At 66.2% G+C, this 25,371-nt stretch carries 25 protein-coding genes; 7 read left to right on the plus strand and 18 right to left on the minus strand.

Annotation, left to right across the window (positions count from 1 at the left end; all coding sequences use genetic code 11):
- Positions 1-69: 69 nt before the first annotated feature.
- Positions 70-690 carry a hypothetical protein gene (locus ACE5CZ_RS12730; protein WP_374947700.1) on the plus strand — a complete coding sequence of 207 codons (621 nt, stop codon included), beginning with the start codon at positions 70-72 and terminating at the stop codon, positions 688-690.
- 38 nt (positions 691-728) lie between these two features.
- On the opposite strand, the gene ACE5CZ_RS12735 is transcribed toward ACE5CZ_RS12730, so the two are convergent.
- The 10 genes from ACE5CZ_RS12735 to hrcA all read right to left on the minus strand — a co-directional run bounded on the left by ACE5CZ_RS12735 (position 729) and on the right by hrcA (position 10,575).
- Positions 729-2,405 carry a ribonuclease J gene (locus ACE5CZ_RS12735; protein ID WP_374947701.1) on the minus strand — a complete coding sequence of 559 codons (1,677 nt, stop codon included), beginning with the start codon at positions 2,403-2,405 and terminating at the stop codon, positions 729-731.
- Positions 2,406-2,439: 34 nt separating this feature from the next.
- A complete protein-coding gene (gene dapA, locus ACE5CZ_RS12740) occupies positions 2,440-3,417 on the minus strand; it encodes a 4-hydroxy-tetrahydrodipicolinate synthase (protein WP_374947702.1) in 978 nt (325 codons plus the stop codon).
- Between the two features lie 48 nt (positions 3,418-3,465).
- Positions 3,466-4,383 (minus strand): GTPase Era, encoded by a 918-nt coding sequence (era, locus tag ACE5CZ_RS12745; RefSeq protein WP_374947703.1) that lies wholly within the window; start codon positions 4,381-4,383, stop codon positions 3,466-3,468.
- Entirely contained in the window at positions 4,380-5,669 is a 1,290-nt protein-coding gene (locus ACE5CZ_RS12750) for a hemolysin family protein (protein ID WP_374947704.1), read from the minus strand. Before ACE5CZ_RS12750 ends, era begins: the two co-directional genes overlap by 4 nt.
- Complete coding sequence (ybeY, locus tag ACE5CZ_RS12755; protein WP_374947705.1) at positions 5,666-6,133, minus strand: rRNA maturation RNase YbeY; 468 nt, start codon at positions 6,131-6,133, stop codon at positions 5,666-5,668. The genes ACE5CZ_RS12750 and ybeY overlap by 4 nt, the downstream gene beginning before the upstream one ends.
- Positions 6,130-7,113, minus strand: coding sequence for a PhoH family protein (locus ACE5CZ_RS12760; RefSeq protein ID WP_374947734.1), 984 nt, complete (start codon positions 7,111-7,113; stop codon positions 6,130-6,132). The genes ybeY and ACE5CZ_RS12760 overlap by 4 nt, the downstream gene beginning before the upstream one ends.
- A gap of 46 nt (positions 7,114-7,159) precedes the next feature.
- Positions 7,160-7,522, minus strand: coding sequence for a histidine triad nucleotide-binding protein (locus ACE5CZ_RS12765; RefSeq protein ID WP_374947706.1), 363 nt, complete (start codon positions 7,520-7,522; stop codon positions 7,160-7,162).
- A gap of 84 nt (positions 7,523-7,606) precedes the next feature.
- Positions 7,607-8,347, minus strand: a complete 741-nt coding sequence (locus ACE5CZ_RS12770; RefSeq protein ID WP_374947707.1) for a 16S rRNA (uracil(1498)-N(3))-methyltransferase — start codon at positions 8,345-8,347, stop codon at positions 7,607-7,609.
- 2 nt (positions 8,348-8,349) lie between these two features.
- Positions 8,350-9,456 (minus strand): molecular chaperone DnaJ, encoded by a 1,107-nt coding sequence (gene dnaJ / locus ACE5CZ_RS12775; RefSeq protein ID WP_374947708.1) that lies wholly within the window; start codon positions 9,454-9,456, stop codon positions 8,350-8,352.
- 96 nt (positions 9,457-9,552) lie between these two features.
- Entirely contained in the window at positions 9,553-10,575 is a 1,023-nt protein-coding gene (gene hrcA / locus ACE5CZ_RS12780; RefSeq protein WP_374947709.1) for a heat-inducible transcriptional repressor HrcA, read from the minus strand.
- A gap of 167 nt (positions 10,576-10,742) precedes the next feature.
- On the opposite strand from hrcA, the gene ACE5CZ_RS12785 reads away from it, so the two are divergent.
- Together ACE5CZ_RS12785 and ACE5CZ_RS12790 are read left to right on the plus strand one after the other, a co-directional pair.
- Positions 10,743-11,297, plus strand: a complete 555-nt coding sequence (locus tag ACE5CZ_RS12785; protein WP_374947710.1) for a DUF4870 domain-containing protein — start codon at positions 10,743-10,745, stop codon at positions 11,295-11,297.
- Between the two features lie 69 nt (positions 11,298-11,366).
- Entirely contained in the window at positions 11,367-11,747 is a 381-nt protein-coding gene (locus ACE5CZ_RS12790) for a DUF4870 domain-containing protein (RefSeq protein WP_374947711.1), read from the plus strand.
- 15 nt (positions 11,748-11,762) lie between these two features.
- Here ACE5CZ_RS12790 and hemW read toward each other — a convergent pair whose 3' ends face one another.
- From hemW to lepA, 3 genes are read right to left on the minus strand one after another with little or no spacing between them, the layout of a single operon-like run.
- The gene (gene hemW / locus ACE5CZ_RS12795; protein ID WP_374947712.1) at positions 11,763-12,986 is read right to left on the minus strand and encodes a radical SAM family heme chaperone HemW; all 1,224 of its coding nucleotides are present in this window, start codon (positions 12,984-12,986) and stop codon (positions 11,763-11,765) included.
- Positions 12,987-13,014: 28 nt separating this feature from the next.
- On the minus strand, positions 13,015-13,668 hold the full coding sequence (locus ACE5CZ_RS12800) for a DUF1990 family protein (protein ID WP_374947713.1): 654 nt from the start codon (positions 13,666-13,668) through the stop codon (positions 13,015-13,017).
- Positions 13,669-13,672: 4 nt separating this feature from the next.
- A complete protein-coding gene (lepA, locus tag ACE5CZ_RS12805) occupies positions 13,673-15,526 on the minus strand; it encodes a translation elongation factor 4 (protein ID WP_374947714.1) in 1,854 nt (617 codons plus the stop codon).
- A gap of 114 nt (positions 15,527-15,640) precedes the next feature.
- Between lepA and ACE5CZ_RS12810 the strand changes: the two genes are divergently transcribed.
- On the plus strand, positions 15,641-16,525 hold the full coding sequence (locus ACE5CZ_RS12810) for an NAD-dependent epimerase/dehydratase family protein (protein WP_374947715.1): 885 nt from the start codon (positions 15,641-15,643) through the stop codon (positions 16,523-16,525).
- Positions 16,526-16,551: 26 nt separating this feature from the next.
- Here ACE5CZ_RS12810 and ACE5CZ_RS12815 read toward each other — a convergent pair whose 3' ends face one another.
- The gene (locus ACE5CZ_RS12815) at positions 16,552-18,210 is read right to left on the minus strand and encodes an aminotransferase class I/II-fold pyridoxal phosphate-dependent enzyme (RefSeq protein WP_374947716.1); all 1,659 of its coding nucleotides are present in this window, start codon (positions 18,208-18,210) and stop codon (positions 16,552-16,554) included.
- A 162-nt stretch (positions 18,211-18,372) separates the two neighbouring features.
- On the opposite strand from ACE5CZ_RS12815, the gene rpsT reads away from it, so the two are divergent.
- Complete coding sequence (gene rpsT / locus ACE5CZ_RS12820; RefSeq protein ID WP_202566834.1) at positions 18,373-18,633, plus strand: 30S ribosomal protein S20; 261 nt, start codon at positions 18,373-18,375, stop codon at positions 18,631-18,633.
- Positions 18,634-18,710: 77 nt separating this feature from the next.
- Here rpsT and holA read toward each other — a convergent pair whose 3' ends face one another.
- Genes holA through ACE5CZ_RS12835 form a run of 3 tightly spaced genes read right to left on the minus strand, consistent with a single transcriptional unit; the run spans position 18,711 to position 22,918 of the window.
- On the minus strand, positions 18,711-19,739 hold the full coding sequence (gene holA / locus ACE5CZ_RS12825; RefSeq protein WP_374947717.1) for a DNA polymerase III subunit delta: 1,029 nt from the start codon (positions 19,737-19,739) through the stop codon (positions 18,711-18,713).
- A 6-nt stretch (positions 19,740-19,745) separates the two neighbouring features.
- Positions 19,746-22,268, minus strand: a complete 2,523-nt coding sequence (locus ACE5CZ_RS12830) for a ComEC/Rec2 family competence protein (protein ID WP_374947718.1) — start codon at positions 22,266-22,268, stop codon at positions 19,746-19,748.
- Positions 22,265-22,918 carry a ComEA family DNA-binding protein gene (locus ACE5CZ_RS12835; protein ID WP_374947719.1) on the minus strand — a complete coding sequence of 218 codons (654 nt, stop codon included), beginning with the start codon at positions 22,916-22,918 and terminating at the stop codon, positions 22,265-22,267. Before ACE5CZ_RS12835 ends, ACE5CZ_RS12830 begins: the two co-directional genes overlap by 4 nt.
- A 352-nt stretch (positions 22,919-23,270) precedes the next feature.
- Here ACE5CZ_RS12835 and ACE5CZ_RS12840 point away from each other — a divergent pair, with 352 nt between their 5' ends.
- Entirely contained in the window at positions 23,271-23,762 is a 492-nt protein-coding gene (locus tag ACE5CZ_RS12840) for a hypothetical protein (RefSeq protein WP_374947720.1), read from the plus strand.
- A gap of 30 nt (positions 23,763-23,792) precedes the next feature.
- Here the strand turns inward: ACE5CZ_RS12840 and ACE5CZ_RS12845 are convergent, their stop codons facing one another.
- Complete coding sequence (locus ACE5CZ_RS12845; RefSeq protein ID WP_374947721.1) at positions 23,793-24,578, minus strand: SDR family NAD(P)-dependent oxidoreductase; 786 nt, start codon at positions 24,576-24,578, stop codon at positions 23,793-23,795.
- 120 nt (positions 24,579-24,698) lie between these two features.
- On the opposite strand from ACE5CZ_RS12845, the gene ACE5CZ_RS12850 reads away from it, so the two are divergent.
- Entirely contained in the window at positions 24,699-25,316 is a 618-nt protein-coding gene (locus ACE5CZ_RS12850; RefSeq protein ID WP_374947722.1) for a TetR/AcrR family transcriptional regulator, read from the plus strand.
- The last annotated feature ends 55 nt before the right edge of the window (positions 25,317-25,371 follow it).

The following is a 25,371-nucleotide window of genomic DNA, read 5'->3' on the forward strand; positions in this document are numbered from 1 at the left end:
CTACCCGGGGACACCGACGATCACCGGTTACGCGTGCCGGGTGTCTGATTTCCGGCGTACTCTCGTGCCATGTCGCCTCGCATCCGTCTCCTCCTGCTCGTGTCGGTGCCCGCTCTGGCGTGTGCACTCATCGGCCTGCTGCACCCGCACCACCTGACCGACGAGACGGCCGCACGCTGGCAGGTCATGCACATCGTGCTCATTCCCGTCTTTCCCCTCGTCGGGATCGGACCTTGGCTGATCGCGCGCCGCTCGAGCCGGGCACTGGGCCGGGTCGCTGCCGTCGGCGGATACGGCTTCGCCGTCTTCTACACGTCGCTCGATCTGCTCGCTGGCGTGGCCGCCGGAACCCTGCAGCTCGCGGGAATCACGGACGCGAAAGCCCCCGTCTACGAGGTCGCCCGCATCCTGGGCCTCGTCGGCGTCGCGTCGCTCGTCGTGGCCTGCCTCGCGGCAACGGCCGCTACGCTCATCCGCGCTCGGCTCCTGGCCGTTCCCGGCGGGCTGCTGTCGGTCATCGGCGCGGCCCTCGTGCAGCCCGGGCACATCTACCCCGGGCTCGGGACATTGGCCATGCTTCTGGTCGCCCTCGGACTCGCGCTGCTCGCCGTCGCGGCCACGTCGACGCACCGGACCGAGGTCACGTCTCACACGTCGGAGGGCCCGGCGACAGTCGCCGGGCCCTCCTGAATTCGCGTAAGCGTCTCGAGCGTCGATGTCTCGGTCGGCTAGGCCTCGATGACGAGCGGAACGATCATCGGACGTCGGCGATAGGACGTGTTGACCCACCGACCCACCGTTCTGCGCACAACCTGCTGCATGGCGTGCTGGTCGTGCATCCCGTTCTTGGATGCCTCGGCCAGGGCCGCGACGATCTTCGGCTTCACATCGTCGAACACAGACTCGTCTTCGGCGAACCCCTTGGCGTGGATCTCCGGTCCGACGACGACCCTGCCCGTCTGCGCCTCGATCACCACGATGATCGAGATGAAGCCCTCCTCGCCCAGGATGCGACGATCCTTGAGGTCGGCGTCCGTGATCTCGCCGACACTCGATCCGTCGACGTAGACGAAACCGAGGTCGTACTGGCCCACGACGGACGCGACGCCGTCTTTCAGGTCGATGACCGTGCCGTCTTCGGCGATGATCGTGTTCTCTTCAAGGATGCCGGTCTGCTGCGCGAGCTTGGCGTTGGCCACGAGGTGGCGCTGCTCGCCGTGCACGGGCAACACGTTCTTGGGCTTCAGGATGTTGTAGCAATAGAGCAGTTCGCCCGCGGCGGCGTGACCCGAGACGTGCACCTTCGCGTTGCCCTTGTGCACCACATTGGCGCCGAGCTTCATCAGGCCGTTGATGATGCGGTAGACCGCGTTCTCGTTGCCGGGGATCAGGCTCGACGCGAGGATGACCGTGTCGTTCTCGCCGATCTCGACCTGGTGCTCGCCGTTGGCCATGCGGCTGAGCACGGCCATGGGCTCGCCCTGCGACCCCGTCGACATGTAGACGATCTTGTCGTCGGGGATGTCCCCAGCCTTCTTGAAGTCGATGAGCACGTTCTCGGGCACCCGCAGGTATCCGAGCTCTGCTGCGATCTGCATGTTGCGCACCATCGAGCGCCCCAGAAGCGCGACCCTGCGGCCGTTGTTGTGCGCGGCATCCAGAACCTGTTGCACGCGGTGCACGTGAGAAGAGAAGCTCGCCACCACCACACGGCGCGGCGCGCGCCGGATGACGTCGTCGAGGACTGGACCGATCGAGCGCTCGAGTGCCGTGAATCCGGGAACGTCGGCGTTGGTGGAGTCGACCAGGAAGAGGTCGACTCCCTCTTCGCCGAGGCGGGCGAACGCGCGCAGGTCGGTGAGGCGGTTGTCGAGCGGAAGCTGGTCCATCTTGAAGTCGCCCGTGTGCAGGACGGTGCCGGCGACCGTCTTGATCGCGACAGCCAACGCGTCGGGAATGGAGTGATTGACGGCGACGAACTCGAGCTCGAACGGACCGAACTGCTCGACCTGGCCCTCGGCGACGGTCAGCGTGTACGGCTTGATGCGGTGCTCTTTGAGCTTCGCCTCGATGAGGGCGAGTGTGAGGCCGGAGCCGATCAAGGGAATGTCGCGTTTGAGACGCAGCAGATACGGCACGGCGCCGATGTGATCTTCGTGGCCGTGGGTGAGCACGATACCGAGCACGTCGTCGAGTCGATCGCGAACGATGGAGAAGTCGGGCAGGATGAGGTCGACGCCCGGCTGGTGCTCTTCGGGAAAGAGCACGCCGCAGTCGACGATCAGGAGTTTGCCGTTGATCTCGAAGACGGTCATGTTGCGGCCGATCTCGCCGAGTCCGCCGACCGGAATGATCCGGAGGGTGTCTGGGGCGAGGGCGTTCGGTTCGTATGCGATGTTGGGCATGTGCCCTCCTAGCTGTTGGCAGCCCGTGGACGGGCTAGCGCGTGGTCCCCGCGACCTTGGGCAGCGCACCGCCGGCGGCGGCGTTGCGGTCGGGGCGGAAGTTGGTGAAGTCGATCGAGGAGATTCCCTTGACGAGGTCGATCTCGTTCTCGATCTGGGCGGCCTCCCACTCTTCGGGGCCGACGAGCGGCAACCGAACTCGTGGACTGCCGATACGGCCGAGGCCGTGCAGGATGTATTTGGCGGCGACGGTGCCCGGAACGTGCGTCATGACGGCGCGCACGAGTGGTTCGAGGGCCTGATGCGCCGCGGTGGCCGTAGCGAGGTCGCCCGCGTTGACCGCGTCGACCATGATGCGGTACGGGCCGGAGGCGATGTTGTTCGTCACGCCGATGAGGCCCGTGGCACCGATCGACAGGTGCGGAAGCACGTTCGCGTCGTCGCCGGAGAAGTACATGAGATCGGTCTGGTTGATGACCCGGCTGACCTCGCTGAAGTCACCCTTGGCGTCTTTGATGGCGAGGATGTTCGGGTGCTTTGCGAGACGCAGGATCGTCTCGTACGTGATGGGCACACCGGTGCGGCCCGGAATGTCGTAGAGGATAACGGGCAGGTCGGTGGAGTCGGCGATCATGCGGAAGTGCGTGAGGAGCCCCGCCTGCGTGGGCTTGTTGTAGTAGGGCGTGACGACGAGGTTGCCATCGGCGCCGGCCTTCTCGCTCTGCCGCGCGAGCTGCATGGCGTGCGCCGTCTCGTTCGAGCCGCCGCCCGTGATGACCTTCGCCCTGCCCGCGGAGACTGATTTCGCCACCTCGACGAGGGTGATCTTCTCCGCGTCGGTCAGGGTGGATGTCTCGCCCGTCGTTCCTGTGACGACGATACCGTCTGCGCCGTGGCTGATGACATTGTCGACATGCCTCTCGACACTCGGCCAGTCGACTTCGCCGTCGGCGGTGAACGGCGTGACGAGCGCGACAATGACCTGCCCGAACGGGTTCTCTTTCGTAATCACGGGTTACAGGCTACCGGTCGCACCGGAGCGGTTGCAGACCCCCATGAGTCAGAATCCCAGCCTTCCGAGCTGCTTGGGGTCTCGCTGCCAGTCTTTCGCCACCTTGACGCGCAGGCTCAGAAAGACCTGCTTGCCGATCAACGGCTCGATCTGCTCTCGGGCGGTGGCCCCCACGGCACCCAGCCTGGACCCGCCCTTCCCGATGATGATCGCCTTCTGACTGTCTCGCTCGACGAACACGTTCGCGTAGATCTCGACCAGTTCGCGATCATCTCGCTCGATGATGTCGTCGATGGTGACCGCGAGCGAGTGCGGCAGTTCGTCGTGCACACCCTCGAGCGCGGCCTCCCGGATGAACTCGGAGATGCGTGCCTCGAGACCCTCGTCTGTCACCTGCTCCGTGGGGTACAACTGCGGCGAGACGGGCAGCAGCCGGATGAGCTCGGCCGACAGCGTGTCGAGCTGGATATGGCTCTGCGCCGACACGGGAACGACGGCCTCCCACGCCCGGAGCTCGGAGACGGCGAGAAGCTGCTCTGCGACTGCAGGCCTGGATGCCGCATCGATCTTGGTGACGATCGCGACCTTCTTGGCCTTCGGAAAGCTGTCGAGCTGTTCGTTGATGAACCGATCGCCCGGTCCGAGCTTCTCATTGGCCGGAATGCAGAATCCGATCACGTCGACGTCACCCAACGTCGTCTGCACGATGGCATTCAGGCGCTCCCCCAGAAGCGTGCGCGGACGGTGCATGCCCGGCGTGTCGACGAGGATCAGTTGCCCGTCTGTACGATGCACGATGCCGCGGATGGCCCGCCGTGTGGTCTGCGGTTTCGACGAGGTGATCGCCACTTTCTCACCGACGAGAGCATTCGTCAGGGTCGACTTTCCGACGTTGGGGCGCCCGACGAACGAGACGAATCCCGCCCGGAAATTGCTCGTCGTCGGTTCGGTGCCGGACTCGGTCACTCGGATCCTCTCTCTGCGAGCAGCGGCGTGGCCGACTGGTCTCGCTGCACCAGGATGGTGCTGATTCGTTTTCGGCGGCCTTCGGTGCGTTCCGCCGTGAGCACGAGGCCCGACGTCGTCACCCGGGATCCGCTGGAGGGCAGACGGCCGAGCTCTTTCGACAGGAGCCCGCCCACGGAATCGACGTCGTCGTCGTCGAGCTCGAGGTCGAAGAGTTCGCCGAGCTCGTCGACGGGCAGCCTCGCGCTCACACGATAGACACCGTCGGACACGTTCTCCACCTCTACTACTTCTCGGTCGTATTCGTCGGAGATGTCTCCGACCAGCTCCTCGATCAGGTCTTCGAGGGTCACAAGGCCGGCGATTCCGCCATACTCATCCACAACCATGGCGAGGTGATTGGAGTCGAGTTGCATCTGGCGCAGCGTGTCGTCAACTTTCTTGGACTCAGGAACGAATAAGGCGGGACGAGCCAATTCGCGAACCGTCTGCCTGTCTACCGCGGTCGGTCTCTCGTGGCTGAGACGCGCGACGTCGCGTAGATACAGGATGCCGACGATCTCGTCGACGTCATCGGCCACGACCGGCATGCGCGAGACGCCCGTGCTGAGGAAGAGCCCCATGCCCTGGCCGACCGTGGCGGTGTCGTCGACGGTCACCATGTCGGTGCGGGGAATCATGACCTCGCGCACCACCGTGTCGCTGAAATCGATGATCGAGTGGATGAGCTCGCGGTCTTCTTCTTCGAGCACATCGAGCTCGGTGGCCTCGTCGACCATGCTGAGAAGCTGCTGCTCCGACGTGAAGGCGGCGGAACGGGGGCGGCCCGGGGTGACGCGGTTGCCGAACGCGACGAGCGCCCCGGCGACCGGGCCGAGTACGACGCGGAGCGCGTGCACCATGAGTGCTGTGAGACCGACGACAGCCTCGGGATGCGCCCGGCCGACGCTGCGCGGACTCGACCCCACGAGAACGAACGACACGACCGTCATGATGAGTGCGGCGAACAGCAATACGAGCCAGGGTCCGTCGATCCAGACAGACAAGACGATCGTGACCAGCACGGCGGCGGTCGTCTCGGAGACGACCCGGGCGAAGTTGACCACGTTCATGTGCGGCGTGGGGTCTGCGGCGATCGCGCGCAGAGACCGCTTGGGCCGGTATCTGTCGGCGAGCTCGGCGATGTCGGCACGGGACAGCACGACGAGGGCCGCATCCGTGGCGGCGAACAGCCCGCCCAGGGCCACGAGCAGGAACGCGGCGACCAGGAAGAGTGCTGTGATCATGTACGGCGGCGGCGCTCTATGGCCGCGAAGCCGGTGAGGATGTCGCGCTGCAGGCCGAACATCTCTTTCTCCTCGTCGGGCTCGGCATGATCGAAGCCGAGAAGGTGCAGAACGCCGTGTGCCGTCAGAAGCTGCAACTCGTCGAGCGTCGTGTGGCCCGCCCCCGCCGCCTGCACCTCGGCCACCTGCGGACACAGGACGATGTCGCCGAGCAGGCCGGGCGGCGTGGGCGAGTCCTCGGTACCCGGCCGAAGCTCGTCCATCGGAAAGCTCAGCACGTCGGTCGGCCCCGGCTCGTCCATCCACTGCACGTGGAGTTGCTCCATGGCGGCCTCGTCGACCAGAACGATCGCCAGCTCTGCGTCGGGGTGCACGTGCAATTGATCGAGCGCGTAGGTGGCGAGCCTCAGCATGGCCGTCTCGTCGACCGGAATCGCGGATTCGTTGTTGATCTCGATGCTCATCGGGTCTTCGGGTACCTTCGGTCTCGCTCGGCGGAGCCGATCGTGTCGCCGGCCTTCTTCGCCATCTGGATCTGGTCGTACTTCGTGTACGCATCGACGATCTGCCCCACGAGGGTGTGACGAACGACGTCGGCGCTCGTCATGGTGGCGAAGTGGATGTCGTCGATGTCGCCGAGCACGCGCGTCACGAGCTGCAATCCACTCGTTCCGACGGGCAGGTCGACCTGGGTGATGTCGCCCGTGATCACCATGCGAGAGCCGAAGCCGAGGCGTGTGAGAAACATCTTCATCTGTTCGGGCGTGGTGTTCTGCGCCTCGTCGAGCACGATGAACGAGTCGTTCAGCGTTCGCCCGCGCATGTAGGCGAGCGGCGCGACCTCGATCGTGCCGGCCGCGAGAAGTTTCGGAACAACCTCGGGATCGAGCATCTCGTTGAGTGCGTCGTAGAGCGGGCGCAGATACGGGTCGATCTTGTCTGTGAGGCTGCCGGGCAGATAGCCCAGGCGCTCGCCCGCTTCGACGGCGGGACGGGTGAGGATGATGCGATTGACCTCTTTGCGCTGCAGCGCCTGAACGGCCTTGGCCATGGCAAGGTACGTCTTGCCGGTTCCGGCCGGGCCGATACCGAACACGATGGTGTTCTCATCGATCGCGTCGACGTAGGCCTTCTGCCCCGCGGTCTTGGGTCGAATGCTCTTGCCCCGCGTCGAGAGGATGGCCTGCCCGAGCAGGTCGACCGGACTGGCGGTCTTGTCGGCGTCGAGGATCGCTGCACTGGAGGTCACCTCGGTCGACGTCAAATCGTGTCCGTTCTCGATCATCAGGAGAAGTTCGGTGACGAGACGCTCTGCCGCCTCGACCTCGTCGGTATCGTCGCCCGTCAGGGTGACCTCGTTGCCGCGCACATGCACGTCTACACCCGGATACTGCTTTTCAATGGTCGACAGCAGCCTGTCCTGGGGCCCGAGCAGGCGAACCATGGCGATGCCGTCGATGAGGATTCGCGCCTCACCAGGCGTCGAATTCTCAGCCCTCGGCAAGGGAATCCTCTCCGAGACCCCCGGCGAGAACGTGCGCGTGCACGTGGAAGACCGTCTGCCCCGCTGCCTCGCCGGTATTGAAGACCAGACGGAACTCTCCGCCCGCTCGCTCGTCGGCGATGCGGGACGCGACCGCGACGACGTCGGCGAGCAGGGCCGGGTCGCCCTCGGCGAGCTCGACGACGTCGCGGTACTTCTCTGTCTTCGGCACGACGAGTACGTGCACCGGGGCCTTGGGCTCTATGTCCTCGAACGCGATCACTGTGTCTGTCTCGACGATGATCGTGGCGGGAATTTCACGCGCGACGATGCGCGAGAAGACCGAGGGGGCGTCACCTGATGTTGACATGCATCTATCTTAAGAGCGTCGGGCCGCAACACCGTGGCCGGCTGGGGGCGCGTTCGCTCTCGGCACAGTGTGCGCCGGCTGCCGTCACCAGCGATCCAGGCGCACGTTCAGCACCGACAAGGCGGATGGGCCGGCCGTCGACGTGCGCAGGATCTCGTCGCCGAGACGCACACGGATGGCGCCCTCGCGCTCGAAGAGGTCGAGTTCGTGGGGCGCGATGCCGCCCTCGGGACCGACGACGAGAATCAGGATGCGCGCATCCGGTGGCAGGTCGACGTGAGAGAGCCGAGCCTCGGCCGTGGGGTCGAGGACGAGTACCGTGGCCTCGGCCGCGAGCCGCGCGAGCTGCTTGGTGTTCATGTGCTGCTCGACTGCCGGCACCCACGATCGGATCGACTGCTTCGCCGCTTCGCGCACGATCGCGCCCCAGCGCTCCGTGCCCTTGGCGACCTTCGCGCCCGTCCACTTCGAGACCGACCGCTCGGCGGCCCAAGGGATGACACCCGAGGCCCCGAGCTCGGTCGCAGCCTGCACGGCGAGTTCGTCGCGATCGCCCTTCGCGAGCGCCTGGGCCAGCCACACCTCGGGAGCCGGCGCCTCGTCGAACGACGTCGACTCGACCCGGATCTCCAGGGCCGCCGCCTCGACGGTCACGATGGGTCCCCGAACCGAGAGCCCAGAACCATCCCCGATGGAGATGACCTCGCCCACGCGGAGACGATTGACGGTCACCGCGTGCCGCGCCTCGGGACCGGCCAGGGCCACAGCGTCGCCGACGGCGTGCGGCGCACGCGCGAGGTCGGAGCGCAGGAACAGGGAGCTCATTCTCAGACGTTGAGGAAGCGGTCGCGGAGCTTCGCGAACAGACCCTGCTGGAAGTGACCCAGGTTCGGAGCCGGGTACTTGTGCGCCTGAGCCAGCTGCTTCATGAGTTCTTTCTGCTTGTGGTCGAGCTTCGTCGGCGTCGTGACCTGCACTCCGATCTTCAGGTCGCCTCGGCCCTGTCCGCGAAGATGCGTGATGCCTCGACCCTTGATCGTGAGGATCTCGGCGCTCTGGGTGCCGGGCCTGATCTCGACATCGATGTCGCCGTCGAGCGCCGTGACGCTCGAGGTCGTGCCGAGCACCGCATCCCACATGAAGACCTCGAGCGTGCACAGGATGTCGTCGCCGTTGCGGCTGAAGACGTCGTGGTGGCGCACCTTCATCGCGAGGTACAGATCGCCGTTCGGCCCGCCTGCCGGGCCGACTTCTCCCTGGCCGATGAGCTGCAGCCTCAGGCCCGAGTCGACGCCGGCCGGGATGTCGACGGGGATCGACCGGCGCGCGCGCACGCGCCCCTGCCCCTGGCACGTGACGCAGGGCGCCGGGATGACCGTGCCATAACCACGGCAGGTTCCACAGGGTGCACTCGTCATGACGTTGCCGAGGAGCGAGCGCACGGCGCGCTGGATCTGACCGCTGCCTCCGCAGATGTCGCAGGTGACGGGGGATGTGCCGGGCTGGCAGCATGAGCCGTTGCAGGTCTCGCAGACCACCGCGGTGTCGACCTCCAGGTCGCGATGGGTGCCGAAAATGACCTCGCCCAGGTCGATCTCGACCCGCAGGAGGGCGTCCTGCCCACGCTCTTCTCGCGACTTCGGGCCTCGGGATCCGCCTTGTGCTCCGAAGAACGTCTCGAAGATGTCGCCGAATCCTCCGAACCCGCCCGCGCCGCCTGCGGAACCCATCTGGGGACCCCTGTCGTAGTCGCGACGCTGCCCCGGATCGCTCAGCACGTCGTAGGCGTGGGTCACCGCTTTGAACTTGTCTTCGGCGTCGGGCGCCGAGTTCACGTCGGGGTGCAGTTCTCGAGCCAGCCGCCGATACGCCTTCTTGATCTCTTCGGGGGTGGCGCTTTTGGCTACGCCGAGCACGTCGTAATGGTCAGCCACGAGGGCGTCTCCTTCTCAGTCGGGATGCGCTGGCCGCGGGAGGGCAGCGTTCTGTCGTATCGAGCCAGCGCCAGAACAGCGCGCGGGAAGATGAAGTCAACTCTCTCCGAGGGTGCGGGAGAGGTAGCGGGCGACGGCGCGCACGGCCGCGATGTTGCTCGAGTAGTCCATGCGTGTCGGGCCGAGGACTCCGAGGTGGGCGAGGGAGCCGCCCTGAGCGCTGTAGCCGCTCGCGAGAATGGAGGTCTCGCCCAATCCGAACGGATCGTTCTCTCGACCGATGCTCACAGACACGCCGCGTTGGTCGGCCTCGAGTTCGCTGAACAGACGCAGGAGGACGACCTGCTCCTCGACCGCTTCGAGCACGGGAAGGATGCTGCCGTGGAAATCCTCTTCGGTGCGCACGAGGTTGGATGCCCCCGCGATGACCAGTTTGTCGTGGCGCGTGGCCGCCACGTGCTCGGCGATGGCCGCCACGAGCACCCGCACCACCGGCATCCGGGATGCCGCGAACAGGCCCGGCAGATCGCCGAGCCGGGAGGCCGCCTCGACGACGCCCACGCCCGCGAGCGCGGTGTTGAGCTTGGCACGGATCTCGCCGATGAAATCGACGTCGACCTCGCTGGGCACATCGACGACGCGCTGGTCGACGTGCCCCGAGTCTGTGATCACGACGAGCAGGAGCTTCTGAGGGGCGAGGGCGACGACCTCGAGATGCCGGAAACGGGCCTGCTGCAACGAGGGGTACTGCACCATCGCGACCTGCCGGGTGAGCTGGGAGAGCAGGCGCACGGTGCGTGCGAGAACGTCGTCGAGGTCGGCGGGCTCGCCGAGGAAGGTCTCAATGGCCTGGCGCTGAGCCGAGGTCAAGGGTTTCAGATCGGCGAGGTGATCGACGAACAGCCGGTATCCCTTGTCGGTCGGAATGCGACCCGACGAGGTGTGCGGTGCCGTGATCAGCTCTTCTTCTTCGAGGAGGGCCATGTCGTTTCGAATCGTCGCGGCCGAGACGCCGAACGAATGCCGATCGACGATCGATTTCGAACCGACGGGTTCGCGAGAGGCGACGTAGTCTTGAACGATGACGCGGAGCACCTCGAGGCTGCGGTCGGAAACCATGTCGCGTCACCTCTCTCTCGTCTGCACGGGTTCACGAACAACTGGCACTCCGAGATCCTGAGTGCCAATTATATCTTGCCGTGGGCGTCACGGGATCATTGCCCGCACAGTCGATTGCGCAGTATCTTGTGCTGAAAGCCCATATCAGCGACGAAAGGCCGCGACTCATGTCCGATCCCAATGCAGCGCCGCAGAACAACGCGGGCGCAGGCGACCCGACGCCCCCTCCGTACACACAGCCGGCGGGCCAGGTGCCACCCGACTTCGGAACGCCGGCCGGCGCCTCTGTGCCTCCGCAGTACGGCGCCCCATCCGCGGGCCAGACTCCTCCTCCCGGGTACACCCCTCAGCCCGCCGCGACCCCGGGTGCACCGCTCAGCCAGTCGGACGACAAGCTCTGGGCATCACTCGCGCACTTCGGTGGGGTATTGAGCTTCATTCCCCCTCTGATCATCTGGCTGGTCTTCAAGGATCGCGGTCCTCTGGTGAACCAGGAGGGCAAGGAATCGCTCAACTATCAGATCACCATCGCCATCGCGTGGGTCGCCAGCTTCATCGTCGGCGCCATCCTGGCGTTCATCCCCTTCATCGGGGGCATTCTCGCGCTCATCATCACGCTGGCCATCTGGGCGGCCCAGATCATCTTCCCGATCATCGGCGGCGTGAAAGTGAACGGCGGCGGCACCTACCGCTATCCGTTCGCCATCCGACTCATCAAGTAGCCCATTTTGCACGACAGCGCCGGTCGACACCCCGTGTCGGCCGGCGCTTCTTTTGCTTTAATGGTCGACATGACTGCAGCCCCGCCTCCGTTCGAGACCGCATACCAGCCCCAGCCGCCGATGACGCCGCAAGACCAACGCCTCTGGGCGACGCTCATCCACCTCGGGGGAATCCTCTTCGGGTTTCTACCGGCCCTCGTGGGCTACCTCGTGCTGAAAGGCCGGGGCGAATTCATCAGAGAGCACACGCTCGAAGAGCTGAACTTTCAGATCTCCCTGGCCATCTATATGGCGGCGGTCGTGCTCATCGGCATTCCCACGTTCTTCATCGGAACGATTCTGGCCCTGCCCCTGGGAATCGCGGCGATCGTGTTCATGATCATCGCCGCCGTCAAGTCGAACGCGGGCGAGTTCTACCGCTACCCGCTGATCCTTCGCCTCGTCAAGTAGGCGGTCGCCGGATCGCTAGTCGGTGAGCCGGCGCACCACCGCGTCGGCGAGGAGCCTGCCGCGCAGCGTCAGCACGACGGTTCCGGCGATGGCCGCGCGCCCGTCGACGAGCCCGTCGGCGATCAGTCCGGCCACCTCGCGCCTCGGCTCCGCCGCCAGCGAGTCGATGCGCAGGCCCTCGCGGATGCGCGTGAGAAGCAGCACCCTCTCGGTTTCGCGCGTCGTCGCATCCAGTGTCTCGCGGCCCGCGGCCGGCGAATGGCCCGCGCCGATGCGTTCGGCGTACGCGGCGGGATGCTTGACGTTCCACCACCGGGTGTCGCCGACGTAGCTGTGCGCTCCGGGGCCGACGCCCCACCAGTCGTGACCCTGCCAGTAGGCGAGGTTGTGGCGCGACACGAAGTTCTCGTCGGCCGCCCAGTTGCTGACCTCGTACCAGGAGTACCCGGCGGCGCTCAGCATGGAGTCGGCGAGTTCGTACATGTCGGCCTCGAGATCGTCGTCGGGCTCGGCCACCTCACCCGACTTGATCTGGCGTGCCAGCTTCGTGCCCTGCTCGACGATCAGCGCGTAGGCCGACAGGTGATCCGGGGCCGAGGCAAGCGCGCTCTCGAGCGAGGTGCGCCAGTTCTCCAGCGACTCCCCCGGCGTTCCGTAGATGAGGTCGAGGCTCACCTGAAGCCCGGCGTCGCGCGCCCACTGCACCACGAGCGGCACGCGCTCGGGATCGTGGGTGCGGTCGAGGGTGTGCAGCACGTGCGGCACGGCGGACTGCATGCCGAAGCTGACCCGGGTGAAACCGGCGTCGGCGAGGGTCTTGAGGTAGTCGGCGTCGACGCTGTCGGGATTCGCCTCGGTCGTGACCTCGGCACCCTCTTCGAGCCCCCACGTCTCGCGAACCGACGCCAGCATGCGCACGAGGTTCTCGGCCGGAAGCAGAGTGGGGGTTCCGCCGCCGAAGAAGACCGTCGACACCTCTCGCGACGGCACGCCCGACTGCTCGAGCACGCGGCGCGCGAGGTCGACCTCGAGCACCGCCTGGGCGGCGTAGTCGGACTGCTTCGCTCCCCGCAGCTCGGTCGACGTGTAGGTGTTGAAATCGCAGTAGCCGCAGCGTACCCGGCAGAACGGCACGTGCAGGTAGACGCCGAAGTTGCGGGTTGCGGCGTCTCGCGCGGAGCCGCCGGGCAGCATTCCGTCGAGGGGTGCGGGATCGCCGAGGGGAAGCGCGGCACCCATCAGTGCTGGGCGAACGAGCGGTCGATGCTCACGCCGCACGCCCGGGAAGGAGCGCCCGAAGGTAGCGCTTGGTCATGAGGCGCTGCTGGCGGCGGAGCAGCGGCGAGACGGCGCGGTAGAACAACGTGCTGCCGCGCGAGAACGCCCGCACTGTGAACCAGACCGAATCGTCGGGCTCGTGGGTGACGACGAAGCTTTCTTCGCCCTCCTCCGGATGCCCGGGTAGCGTTCCGTAGGCGAAGCCGGCCTCGTTCGGCTCATCGATGACGAGCACGACCCGCACCGGCGCCGTGACCTGGCGGCCGTAGGCCCGGATGCGCAGGTCGGCCGTGACCCCCGCCGAGATCTGCGGCGTTCCGTCTTCGGAATACGTGAGTTCGGGATTGACGTCGCGCGCCGCGAGCGGTGTGCCGTCGGCGTCGTAGACGAGACCGGCATAGTCGGTGTCGCTCGGTGTGGGCAGCTCGATGTTCGACACGACGATGCCGCTGTTCTTCTGCACGCCCCAGGCCAGCAGTGTCGCCGCGGCGGCATCGAAGCGGTCGCGCCCGGAACCGATGCGGATGCTGTCTTCTGCCGGCCTGTAGCCCTTGGGCGGATAGAACATCAGGTCGGCGGCCTGCGAGGCACCGACTGCGGCGTAGGTCAGGGATTGACCCGTGTGGGTGGATCGCTGCGGCATCGGATTACTTCTTGTCTTTCTTCGTCTCCGTGTCGCCCGAGAGCGCGGCGATGAATGCGCCCTGCGGCACCTCGACGCGACCGACCATCTTCATGCGCTTCTTGCCCTCTTTCTGCTTCTCGAGGAGCTTGCGCTTGCGGCTGATGTCACCGCCGTAGCACTTGGCGAGAACGTCTTTGCGCATGGCACGGATCGACTCGCGGGCGATGATGCGCGCGCCGATGGCGGCCTGGATGGGCACCTCGAACTGCTGACGCGGAATGAGTTTGCGGAGGCGCTCGGTCATCAGGGCGCCATAGGCCTGCGCCTTGTCGCGGTGCACGATCGCGCTGAACGCGTCGACCTGCTCGCCCTGCAGGAGGATGTCGACCTTCACGAGGTCGGCCTCCTGGTCGCCGACGGGCTCGTAGTCGAGCGAGGCGTAGCCGGCGGTCTTCGACTTGAGGCTGTCGAAGAAGTCGAACACGATCTCGGCCAGCGGCATCGTATACCTGATCTCGACGCGGTCCTCACCGAGGAACTCCATGCCCAGGAGGGTGCCTCGACGGCTCTGGCAGAGTTCCATGATGACGCCGACGTAGTCTTTGGGCGCCAGGATGGCCGCCTTCACGACAGGCTCGTGCACACTCGTGATCTTGCCCGAGGGAAACTCGCTGGGGTTCGTGACCGTGACGGCCTTCTTGTCTTCGGTGGTCACCTCGTAGATGACCGACGGCGCCGTCGCGATGAGGTCGAGGCCGAACTCGCGCTCGAGCCGCTCGTTGATGATCTCGAGGTGCAGGAGGCCGAGGAAACCGCAGCGGAAACCGAAGCCGAGGGCCACGGAGGTCTCGGGTTCGTAGACCAGTGACGCGTCACTGAGTTTGAGCTTGTCGAGGGCTTCGCGCAGCGCCGGGTAATCGGTGCCGTCGATCGGGTACAGGCCCGAGAACACCATCGGCAGCGGCTCGGTGTAGCCCGGAAGGGCGTCTGTGGCCGGCTTGGCGTGCGTGGTGACCGTGTCGCCGACCTTCGACTGGCGAACGTCTTTCACGCCCGTGATGAGATAGCCCACCTCGCCGACACCGAGCCCCTTGCTGGGGGTCGGTTCGGGCGACGAGACGCCGATCTCGAGAATTTCGTGCGTGGCACGGGTCGACATCATCTGGATCTTCTCGCGCGGCGACAGCTGGCCGTCGATCATGCGCACGTAGGTGACGACACCGCGGTAGGAGTCGTAGACCGAGTCGAAGATCATTGCGCGCGCCGCGGCATCCGGATCGCCTTGAGGCGCGGGGACGAGCGCCGTGAGACGGTCGAGGAGTTCGGGAACGCCGACGCCCGTCTTGCCAGAGACCCGCAGCACGTCTTCGGGCCTTCCGCCGATGAGGCTCGCGAGTTCCTGAGCGTATTTGTCTGGGTCGGCCGCGGGCAGGTCGATCTTGTTGAGGACCGGGATGATCGTGAGGTCGTTGTCGAGGGCGAGATAGAGGTTCGCCAACGTCTGGGCCTCGATGCCCTGGGCGGCGTCGACGAGCAGCAGAGCTCCCTCGCAAGCGGCCAACGACCGGGACACCTCGTAGGTGAAGTCGACGTGGCCCGGGGTGTCGATCATGTTGAGCGCGTAGGTCTGGTCGTCGAGCGACCAGGGCATGCGCACGGCCTGGCTCTTGATGGTGATGCCGCGCTCGCGCTCGATATCCATGCGATCGAGGTACTGGGCCCGCATGTCGCGGTCACTCACCACACCCGTGATCTGCAGCATGCGGTCGGCCAGCGTCGATTTTCCGTGGTCGATGTGCGCGATGATGCAGAAATTGCGAATGAACGCGGGGTCGGTGGATGCCGGCTCCAGGGCCTTCTTAGCTAGCGGGCTCACACGTTCCTCTTGTGTCGTACAACGGATAGACGCTCATTCTCTCACGGAGTTCGATGCCGACACTTTTCGTCACCGGGATGAGACGGCGGACGCTCGGCAGGGTTGAATGGCGGCATGAGCATATTTCTCACCGGTGCCACCGGTTTCATCGGGTCCGCAGTTCTCCGCCAGCTCCGCCTTCAGGGGCGTGACGTGACCGCCCTCGTGCGGTCGTCCGAGAAGGCGGCGAAGATCGAGGCGCTCGGCGCCACGGCCGTGATCGGTGACATCGCCGATACGGAACTGCTGACGGAGCAGGCCATCGCGAGCGACGGCGTGATCCACCTCGCGTCGCCGGGTGACGCATCCAGCCGTGACGTCGACGATGCGTTGGTGACGGCCGTGCTCGCAGGACTCGAGGGCAGCAACAAGCGCTACGTGCACACGGGCGGCATCTGGGTGTGGGGCGACAACCAAGACATCACGGAGGATTCGCCTCGAAACCCGCCGCCCCTCACGGAATGGCGGTGGGAGATCGAGAAGCGGGTGCTCGAGGCCCAAGGCGTTTCGACCACCCTGGTCGCTCCGGCCGTCGTCTTCGGCCGCGGCGCGGGCATCCCCGCCCTCTTCACGGATGTGCGGGCGGGCGACGAATTTGTTCGACTCGTGGGCGACGGCTCGCAGCACTGGACGAGTGTGCACGTCGACGACGTGGCCGAGCTCTACATCCTGGCCTTCGACCTCGGTGAGGCCGGCTCCACCTACATCGGTGCCAGCGGAGAGAATCCCACCGTACGCGAGATCGGCGAAGCGGTGGCGTTCGGCCAAGGCCTCGGCTCCCGCGTCGAGGAAGAGACGATCGACACGTCGCGCGCGCGTCTCGGTGAAGCGTTCGCCGATGCGCTGCTGCTCGACCAGCAGTCGCGGGGAACCTCGGCGCGCATCGACCTGGGCTGGGAGCCGAACGGTCCGAGCATCCTCGACGAACTGCGCACCGGCTCGTACGCGTCGAGGAGCTAGCTCGATCGCGCGGGTATGTCGGCAGATCAGAGGTCGAGGCCGTAGGCCCGCGACGGCTCGATGCCGGGAGGGTTCTCGCGATCCGGCATGCGAGAGAACCCCCTCCGCTCGTAGAGCCCGTGCGCCGTCGTCATGTCGGTTCCGCTGTTCATCACGACGCGCTCGGCGCCGCGCCGACGCGCCAGGTCGATCACGAAATCGGTCAGTATGCTGCCCACCCGACGCCCGCGCGACTCCGGATCGACGGCGAGGAGACGAAAATCGAACTCGCCCGGGCGGCCGAGGGGGGTCAGCAGCTCGCCGGGTCGCGGCGTCGTGACAGAACCCAGGATGCGTCCGCTCTCGTCGTCGACGGCGACCCAGACCTCGCCGACCGTCGCGTGATGGGGCACGTCGAGGATCTGCATGGCGTAGTCGTCGCCGATCGTGAACTCGAGTCGATAGGCCTCGAGTCGCTGCCGCCCGAGCTCGTCGTGCTCGTCGGGGTGAGCCAGGCGCACGGTGACCCCCACCCGTTGCGCCGTCGGCGCGTCGGAGACCTCGCGAGCGGGCTCGGGGAGCCGACGGATGCCCTCGAGCAGGTCGTCGAGGCCGGCGGCGACGCAGATGCGGATCCAGCCCTCTCCCTCGCGCCCGAACGCACTGCCGGGTGCAACGGCGACACGCTTGTCGAGGAGGAAGCGTTCGGCCCACTCTGCGACGTCACCGCCGGTCGCGTAGCCGACGTCGACCCACAGGTAGAACGCGCCCGACGGCCGGAGGTACTCAATGCCGCGCGCGTCGAGGAGTGCGGTCGCCGCGTCGAGATTCTGCCGGTAGTGCACTGCCGCCGCTTCCACGTGCTTGTGGTCGCCCTCGACCGCGACCAGGGCGGCCAATTGGGCCGGCGTGTTCACACAACTGATCATCGCCTCCTGCGCCGTGCGCATCGTGGAGGTGAGACCGGGCGGGGTTACCAGGTAACCCACGCGGACGCCGGTGAGTGCGTAGGTCTTCGACAGCGAGAAGACGGAGAAGACCCTGTCGTCTGCATCGAGGCTCGCGACCGAAACATGCGGAGCCTCGTAGCTGAAGGCCTCGTAGACCTCGTCGCTGAGTATCCACAGATCGTTCTCCCTCGCGAATTCGACGAGGGCGCGCAGGGTCTGTTCTGGAAAGATCGCGCCGAGCGGGTTCGACGGCGAGTTGATGATGATCATGCGGGTGCGCGGGGTGACGAGTCGTCGCAATTCGTCGAGGTCGGGAAGGAAGTCGTTGTCGCGCCTCAACGGATACGGCACGGAAAGCGCCGAGATCATGGCCGCGTTCATGGCGAACGTCGAGTACCCGGGGTCTGGAATCAGCACCTCGTCACCGGGCGCGAGCGTGAGGCTCATCGCGAGGTAGAGAGCCTGCATGCCTCCGCAGGTGACCCAGACCTGCTCGGTATCGACCACGACGTCGTTCTCTCGGGCGAGTTTGCGCACGAGCGCCTCACGGAGGACGAGCAGTCCGCCGTTCGGCGAGTAGTCGGTCTCATCGGCGAGCCAGGCGTCGGAGCCCGCACGGAGGATCTCGGGAGCAACCTCGACATCGGGCTCCCCCACGGCGAGCATCAGCACATCGTCGAGCGCGTACGCCATTTCGAAGATACGGCGGATCCCCGATTCGGGAACGGAATGGATGTGGGGCGCAAGCTGTGGCATGAGACCATTAACGCTACTCGGAGCGCGCCCAATATTGTCGAGATGACGCCGGTCTGGTAACGTTGCCTGTTGGCTTACGCTCCCGTCTTACAGTACGGAGCGAACTCGCGGTCGCTTCTCGGCCGCATTGCATTCATCCGAACACATACAAGAGGTTATTTCGTGGCAAACATCAAGTCGCAGATCAAGCGCATCGGCACCAACAAGAAGGCCCAGGAGCGCAACAAGGCCGTCAAGAGTGGCCTGAAGACCGCTATCCGTGCCACCAAGACCGCTGTCCTCACGGGCGACAAAGACAAGGCCCTCGCCGCGCTCACCGCAGCGGGCAAGAAGCTCGACAAGGCCGCCTCCAAGGGCGTCATTCACAAGAACCAGGCCGCGAACCGCAAGTCGGCCCTCGCGAAGACCGTCGCCTCGCTCTAACAGACACTTCTGTTCGACGAGATTCGCGCACGAAAGAAGCCCCGCAGTCGCGGGGCTTCTTTCGTGCGCTTTATGAATCAGCGTGACGGCTCGCCCCGCTCAGCGATGACGCCGATCATGCGTTCGAGCGAGTAGACCGCGTCGCGGCTGCCGCCCTTGATGTTCTCGTCGGTCTCGGCGAGCATCTGGATGCTGCGCCCCAGGCCCGCTCCCGACCAGCCGGCCAAGTCGCGACGAGCGCGATCGATCTGCCAGGGTGCGAGACCGAGCTGACCGGCGAGCTGGCCGGATCCGCCGCGGGTGCCGAGCACCTTGGCCATAGTGCGGAGCTTCATGGCGAACGCGGCGACCATCGGCACAGGATCGGCACCGGATGCGAGGGCGTGCCGGGCCAGGGCAAGCGCCTCGCCGTGCCGGCCGGCGATTGCCATGTCGGCGACGGCGAACGCACTGGCTTCGACTCGGCCCCCGTAGTACCGATCGACAGTGGTCTCGGTGATCTCTGCCGACGCGTCGGCGACGAGCTGCTGACACGCGCTGGAGAGTTCGGCCAGGTCGTCGGAGAAGGCGGCCACCAGCGCCCTGAGTGCGCCCGGTGAGACTCGACGACCGGCCGCCCGAAACTCCGAGGCGGCGAACTCGTAGCGTTCCGTGTCTTTTTTGAGTTCGGCGCAGACGATCTCGATGCCGCCCCCCGAACCCGAGCGGACCGCGTCGAGCAGTCTCTTGCCTCGCACACCGCCCCCGTGCCGAAGCACGAGGTAGGTGTCGTCGGCGGGATTCTCGAGGTAGGACATGGCCTCGAGCAGAAAGTCGTCCGTGCATTTCTCGACGGACGACACCCGGATCATGCGCGGTTCACCGAACAGCGACGGGCTCGCGACGGTGAGTAATTCTCCGGGCGCATACGATGACGCGTCGATGTCGGAGACCTCGAGGCTGGGGTCTTCGAGCTTCAGCAGCTCTCGAAGTTGACGGATGCTTCGCTCGGCGAGGAAGGACTCCGTGCCGGACACGAGGACCACGGGAGCCGGACGCACCTGCTCCCACGAGAGCTGCGGAATAGCGGCCTTCGCCGATGGTTTTGCGCCCCGTGCAGTCGCCACGTGTCCTCACTTACGTCGATGGTCGTCATCGAGCCTACTCGGCAGGGCCGACGCGACTGGCACGGCACGGGCAGACGCGGTTCTCTCGCTCCAGACGACCGTCTCGCCGCCCTCGATCGAGACGACGACCAACCCCAGCTGGTCGGTACGGAAGACCCGCGTGCCGGCATCGGCAAGAATTTTGAGGATGCGATCGTTGGGGTGCCCGTAGTCGTTGTCGGCGCCCACCGAGATGAGTCCAGCCCGCGCCTCGACGCGTTCGTAGAGATCTGCGCTCTGGTCGCCGGATCCGTGGTGCGCCACCTTGACCAAGTCGACCGGGCTCAGCGGGCCCTCGGCCATCAACTGCGCCTGGTCTTCTTCTCCGAGGTCTCCGAGAAACAGCGCGTCGAGATCTCCTGAGAACTGCAGCGTGACACTCGCGCCGTTTCCGCGGAGCGTCGTGTCCTCCAGCGGCCAGAGCACCGTCCACGAGAGCGCTCCGAGTTCGCCCGTGTCGCCTCTAGACGCCTCATGAACCATGGCCCCCGAGGCTACGAGGCGGCGCACGACCCCCTCGTCGGCACCACCATCGGTCGGACCGACGAGCACCGTGTCGGAGAGGCCGACCGCCGCGTCGAGCCCACCGATGTGGTCGAGGTCGAAGTGGGTGAGCACCAGCAGGTCGACGTGATCGATCTGCATTCTCTCAAGGCACAGTCGGAGAGCTTCCGGCTCGGGCCCGGTGTCGATGAGGGCGATCGCGTCGCCGCTTCTGACGAGTACCGCGTCACCCTGCCCGATGTCGCAGGCCGCGATGCGCCAGTTCGCGGGAACCGACAGTCGCAGGGCGATGGTGCCGCCGATGAGAATGCCCCCGTAGACACCGACCATCGCGGTGACCAGCAGGACGCCCGCGATGCGGCGAAGCCGCGGCGCGCGAGAGGCCAGCACGACCCAGAGCGCCAGCGCCGTCAGTCCGAGCACGAGAAGGGCGCCTGCGACGCCGGGCAGCCAGGGCAGTCGCGCGCCTGGCGCACCGGCGAAGAAACGCGCGACCGCGCCGATCCAGGCTGCCGGCAGCCAGCAGAGCCAGGCTGCGGGCACGGCGAGCGGCGGAACTGCGGCTCCCACCAAGCACGCCAGAAGACCGACGACCGTGGCGACCGGAGCGGCGGGACCGGCGAGGAGATTGGCCGGCATGCTGTACGGCGCGATGGTGGGAGTAAGGAGGGCCAGCACGGGTTGACAGGCGAGCTGCGCGGCGAGGGGAACCGCGATGACCGCGGCGAGCCACGGAGGCATCCAGCGGGACAGCGCCGACGTCAGGGGGCGGGTGAAGAGCAGCAGGCCTGCCGTGGCGAGGGCCGACAGGGCGAATCCGAAGCTGTGGGAGAGCCACGGGTCGGTGATGATGAGGCTGACGACCGCGAGACAGAGCACGGGCATTCCGCGAGCGGAACGCGACGCACCGATCGACACGAGAACGATCGCGGCCATGGCCGCCGCCCGGATGACGCTCGGCTGAGGTGTCACGAGGATGACGAAGAGCACCAGCACGGCCCCCGCCGCGCACAGCCTCGCTCCTCGGCGAAGACCAGCGAAGCCAGCGAGCAGAAAGGCGCCGGCGATGACGATGGCGCAGTTGGCGCCGGACACGGCGGTGAGGTGGCTGAGGCCGCTGTCTTTCATCGCCGTATCGAGCGAGGCGTCGACGAGCGAATCGTCGCCGAGCGCGAGCCCGGGAACCAGGTCTGCCCCGTCACCGGGAAGACCGCGTGCAGCATCGGTGAATTCGGCACGCAGCCCGGCCGCCCAGGCGAGGTGCCAACCGGGCTGCCGAACCGTCTCGGGGTGACCCGCGGCGAATACGAGCCACGAGGTCTGGGAGCCATCGTCGGTGGCGCGGAATCGACCCTGGAGTCGAATTGTCGAACCGATGGCCGGAACGTCGGCCGTGGCGAGGTCGTCGACGAAGAGCAGCACCCTCGTAGACGTGATATCACGGCGACCGCCTGTGTCTTCGACGCGCTCCAGGGACGCCTCGAACCGCACCCCGGTCACGGCCTCACCGCCGAAGCCGGAATGCGCCGTTTCCGACGGCGTTCCCGAGACCGTGAACCGCGCGGTCAGTACCCTCTGCGACGAGTCGAGAAGCAGCGGAGGCTCCCGGGAGGGCTGGATGACGAGCACCGCGGCCGCAACGCTCGCCCCGAGCGCGGCGCACACCATCACCATCGGAAGAACTCGGCCCATGCGACGGATGACGCGACCCGCTCGTGTATTCACGGTAGCCGCAGTCATTCCCCGCCACAGTCCGAGCGAGACGGCGAGGAGGGCCGCCCCGACCACGAGGGCCATCGCCGCATCGTGCGGACGTGCGACGAGCACGAATGCCGCGATCCAGGCGACGCCCGCCGGAATGGAGAGACGATGATCGGCGAGACGATGGTAGGAGAGGCCGCGATCAGTCTGGCGGCGATCGGCACGACCACGGTCGACACCACGCGTGGCCGTCGAGCGTTGTTCCCGCGGCCGCGGCGAGGTCATACGACCGCCGACTCACGGAGACCGTCGAGGGTCTTCTGCCCGATGCCCGGAACCTCGAGCAGCTGGTCGATCGAGGTGAACGGGCCGTGTTCGTCGCGGTAGTCGATGATCTTCTTGGCGGTCTCAGGGCCGATGCGGGGAAGGGTCTCGAGCGCGGCGGAGTCTGCAGTGTTCAGGTCGACGGTGCTCGACGACGAATCGCCGGGAGTCGCCACCGCGCCGTCGACGGGCACCGGAGGAACTTCGCCGACCGCGGGTGCATACAACTGCTCTCCATCGGACACGAGGCGTGCCAGGTTGAGCTGGGCCTGGTCGGCCTGGGCCGTGTAGCCCCCCGCCGCGGCGACGGCGTCGACGACCCGGGCGCCGTCGCGCAACTCGTAGAGCCCGGGTTTCGCCACCGAGCCGAGCACGTGCACGAAGATGACCGGCGCGCCTGCCGAGCCATTGGCATCCGGACTGTGCTCGACGACGTCGGGGGGCGACTCGCTCGTGCCGGCGTTCGGATTCGTCACCAGAACCTCGCTGCTGCCGCGCGGAGCCAACGCAGACACGAGCACAGCCACGACCAGAACGACCAGAACCAGCACGATGCCCGCCCCCACCCCGATGCCGAGCCGCGCCCGCGCCGGGGGCGTTTCGGCATCCATACGGCTACGGTAGGCCCGCGCCCGGAGACGACCATCGCCCCGGACCCCGCGCTGTGCACGGCACGCAAACCAGTGCCATTGGTGAGGAGAGGTGATCGGCGACCGACGGAGGTCGTGTGCGAGATACGACCGCCCGTGCTCATCGTTCGACGACTCGACCGTTTCTTTAGTACGGTCGTACTAGTATCATCATGATGAGTACGACGTCCGTCCTACACATCGCTACTGAGCTCATCGGCGCTGCACCAATCGGATTCCTCGGCCTGGCAGACTGACGACCCAGCGCAGCGTGGTTCATGCACACTCGTTGGATTCCAGACATGGGCGACCCGCCCCAGAAAGAAAGGCACTAGTGCTGGAACTACCGCAGTGGGAAGCATTCCTCCTCGCCGTCGTCGGCGCCGCAGCCGTGCTGACCGGACTCATGTTCGTCGGCGTGTCTATCAATCTCGAACGCGTCCTCCAAGGTCCTGGCGTTATTCCCGCTCGTGCCGCAGAAACGCTCGGAACCCTGGTTCTGGCGATTATCACGGGTTCACTGGCACTGCTCCCCCAGTCGGCCGTCGCGCTGGGCGTGGAAGTCGTCGTCCTCACGACGCTGCTACTCTTCGCTACGACCCGCAGCCAGATCCGGCATCACCGCAACTACCGCGACGCGCCGAGCAGTTGGCTCCTCACCCGCAGCATCTCGACCTTGTCATGCTGCATTCCCAGCCTCGTGGGCGGAATCTTCCTGCTCGTCGACGATCCCAACGGCATCTATGGCATCGCGGTCGCAGCGTTGCTCGCCGTTTCCGGATGTGTCTACAATGCCTGGGTTCTCCTGATCGAAATCGCTCGCTGACCGTGCGTGCCTGGTGTCGAGTTTCGTACGTCAGTCCGTCGCGGCGGGTTTCGACTCGGTCAGTCGAAGCGCGACGCGCCTGGGGAGCAGGGCGACGATGCGACTCGTCCAGCGATTCATGCCTCCAGAGATCACACTGACCGGCGGCTTCCTTCGATCCACGGCACGAAGTGCTGTATCCACCACCTGTTCTGGAGTCTGAAAACGCACTCCCCCCACGTCGGTGCCCGATGTCGAGTAAAAACCGGTTCTGGTCGGCCCAGGCGAGATCGCCATCACGGTCAGCTTTGTTTGCCGGAGTTCATGTGCGATGGCTTCCGTGAAGCGAACTGTGAACGCTTTCGCGGCAGCGTATACCGCCATGCCGGGCACGGGCATGTATCCGGTGAGGCTCCCGACGTTGATCAGGGCGCCCCGACCCGACTGGATCAGGCTGGGAAGAAAGGCGCGGGAGATATCGACGACCGCGTCCACGTTGAGTCGGAGTTGTCGAAGAATTTCCTCCTCGGTCGACTCGGCAAACGGCTTGGTAAGCCCCGCCCCTGCGCAGTTCACGAGCGTGTCCACCTGCACGCCGAGCGCGTCGACACTCTCTCGCAGCCGTCGTCCGCTGTGGTCTAAAGACAGGTCCACAGAAACGACATGCACTGTCACGCCCGTTCGAGTCCGGATGTTGGTGGCAATCGCGTCGAGGGCGTCGGTTGCCCGGGCGACGAGGACGACATCGGCTCCCCTGTTCGCAAACGCTCGCGCGAATTCGGCGCCGATCCCCGAACTCGCTCCGGTGATGAGGGCCGTGGTGCCGCGGTAGTGCATAAGGTCTCCTTCTGCTGATTTCGACCGGCGATCGCTCGCGCGGTACTACCTCATGTGAGAGGCTCACACATAAGCATAGGGTTTTAATGTGGGAGACTACAACATCGACAAGGAGATAATGTGACTGCGCGTTCGTACCATCACGGCGATCTGCGCAACGCGCTCCTCGCAGCGACCATGGAGCTGGTGGGAGAGCGGGGGGCCAGAGGATTCAGCGTGTCGGAGGCGGCTCGGCGAGCCGGCGTCTCGATCTCTGCGCCCTACCGGCATTTCGCGGACCGTGACGCGATGCTCGCTGCGGCAGCGCAATCGGGGTTCGCCGAACTCGAGACACGCTTGCGAGATCTCGCCGCGACGCTCGGTGTAGAGCAGACCTTCGGGGCGTGTGCAGCGCAGTTAGCGGTGCTGTACGTCGACTTCGCCCTCGAGAATCCGCCTCGATTCGAGGTTATGTTTGCGCCGGGGCTAGAGAAGGCCACGCAACCTGAACTCCTCGAACAGACCGTCGATGTGCAATCTCTACTCGAGCTCGCGCTCGCACCGCATCTCGAGCGCGAGCAGCTGTCGAGTCGGGCCGCTGAGCTCTGGGCGCTCGCTCACGGCGTCGCGACGCTGTCGATCGGGGGTGGCCTAGGACACGCCATCGGCGACGCTTCCCCCGGCGACATCGTGGCCCGCGCGGCACGGAGCTGGTCGTCAGGCGTCGCCGATGACGCGGCCCTCGCTCGTAAGGGCTGAGTGTCGTGCGCGCAATCCGTGCACGATGATGCTGGGGCTCCGGCGGACGGCCACT

It is taken from the genome of Agreia sp., assembly GCF_964263775.1.
Classification (GTDB): Bacteria; Actinomycetota; Actinomycetes; order Actinomycetales; family Microbacteriaceae; genus Agreia.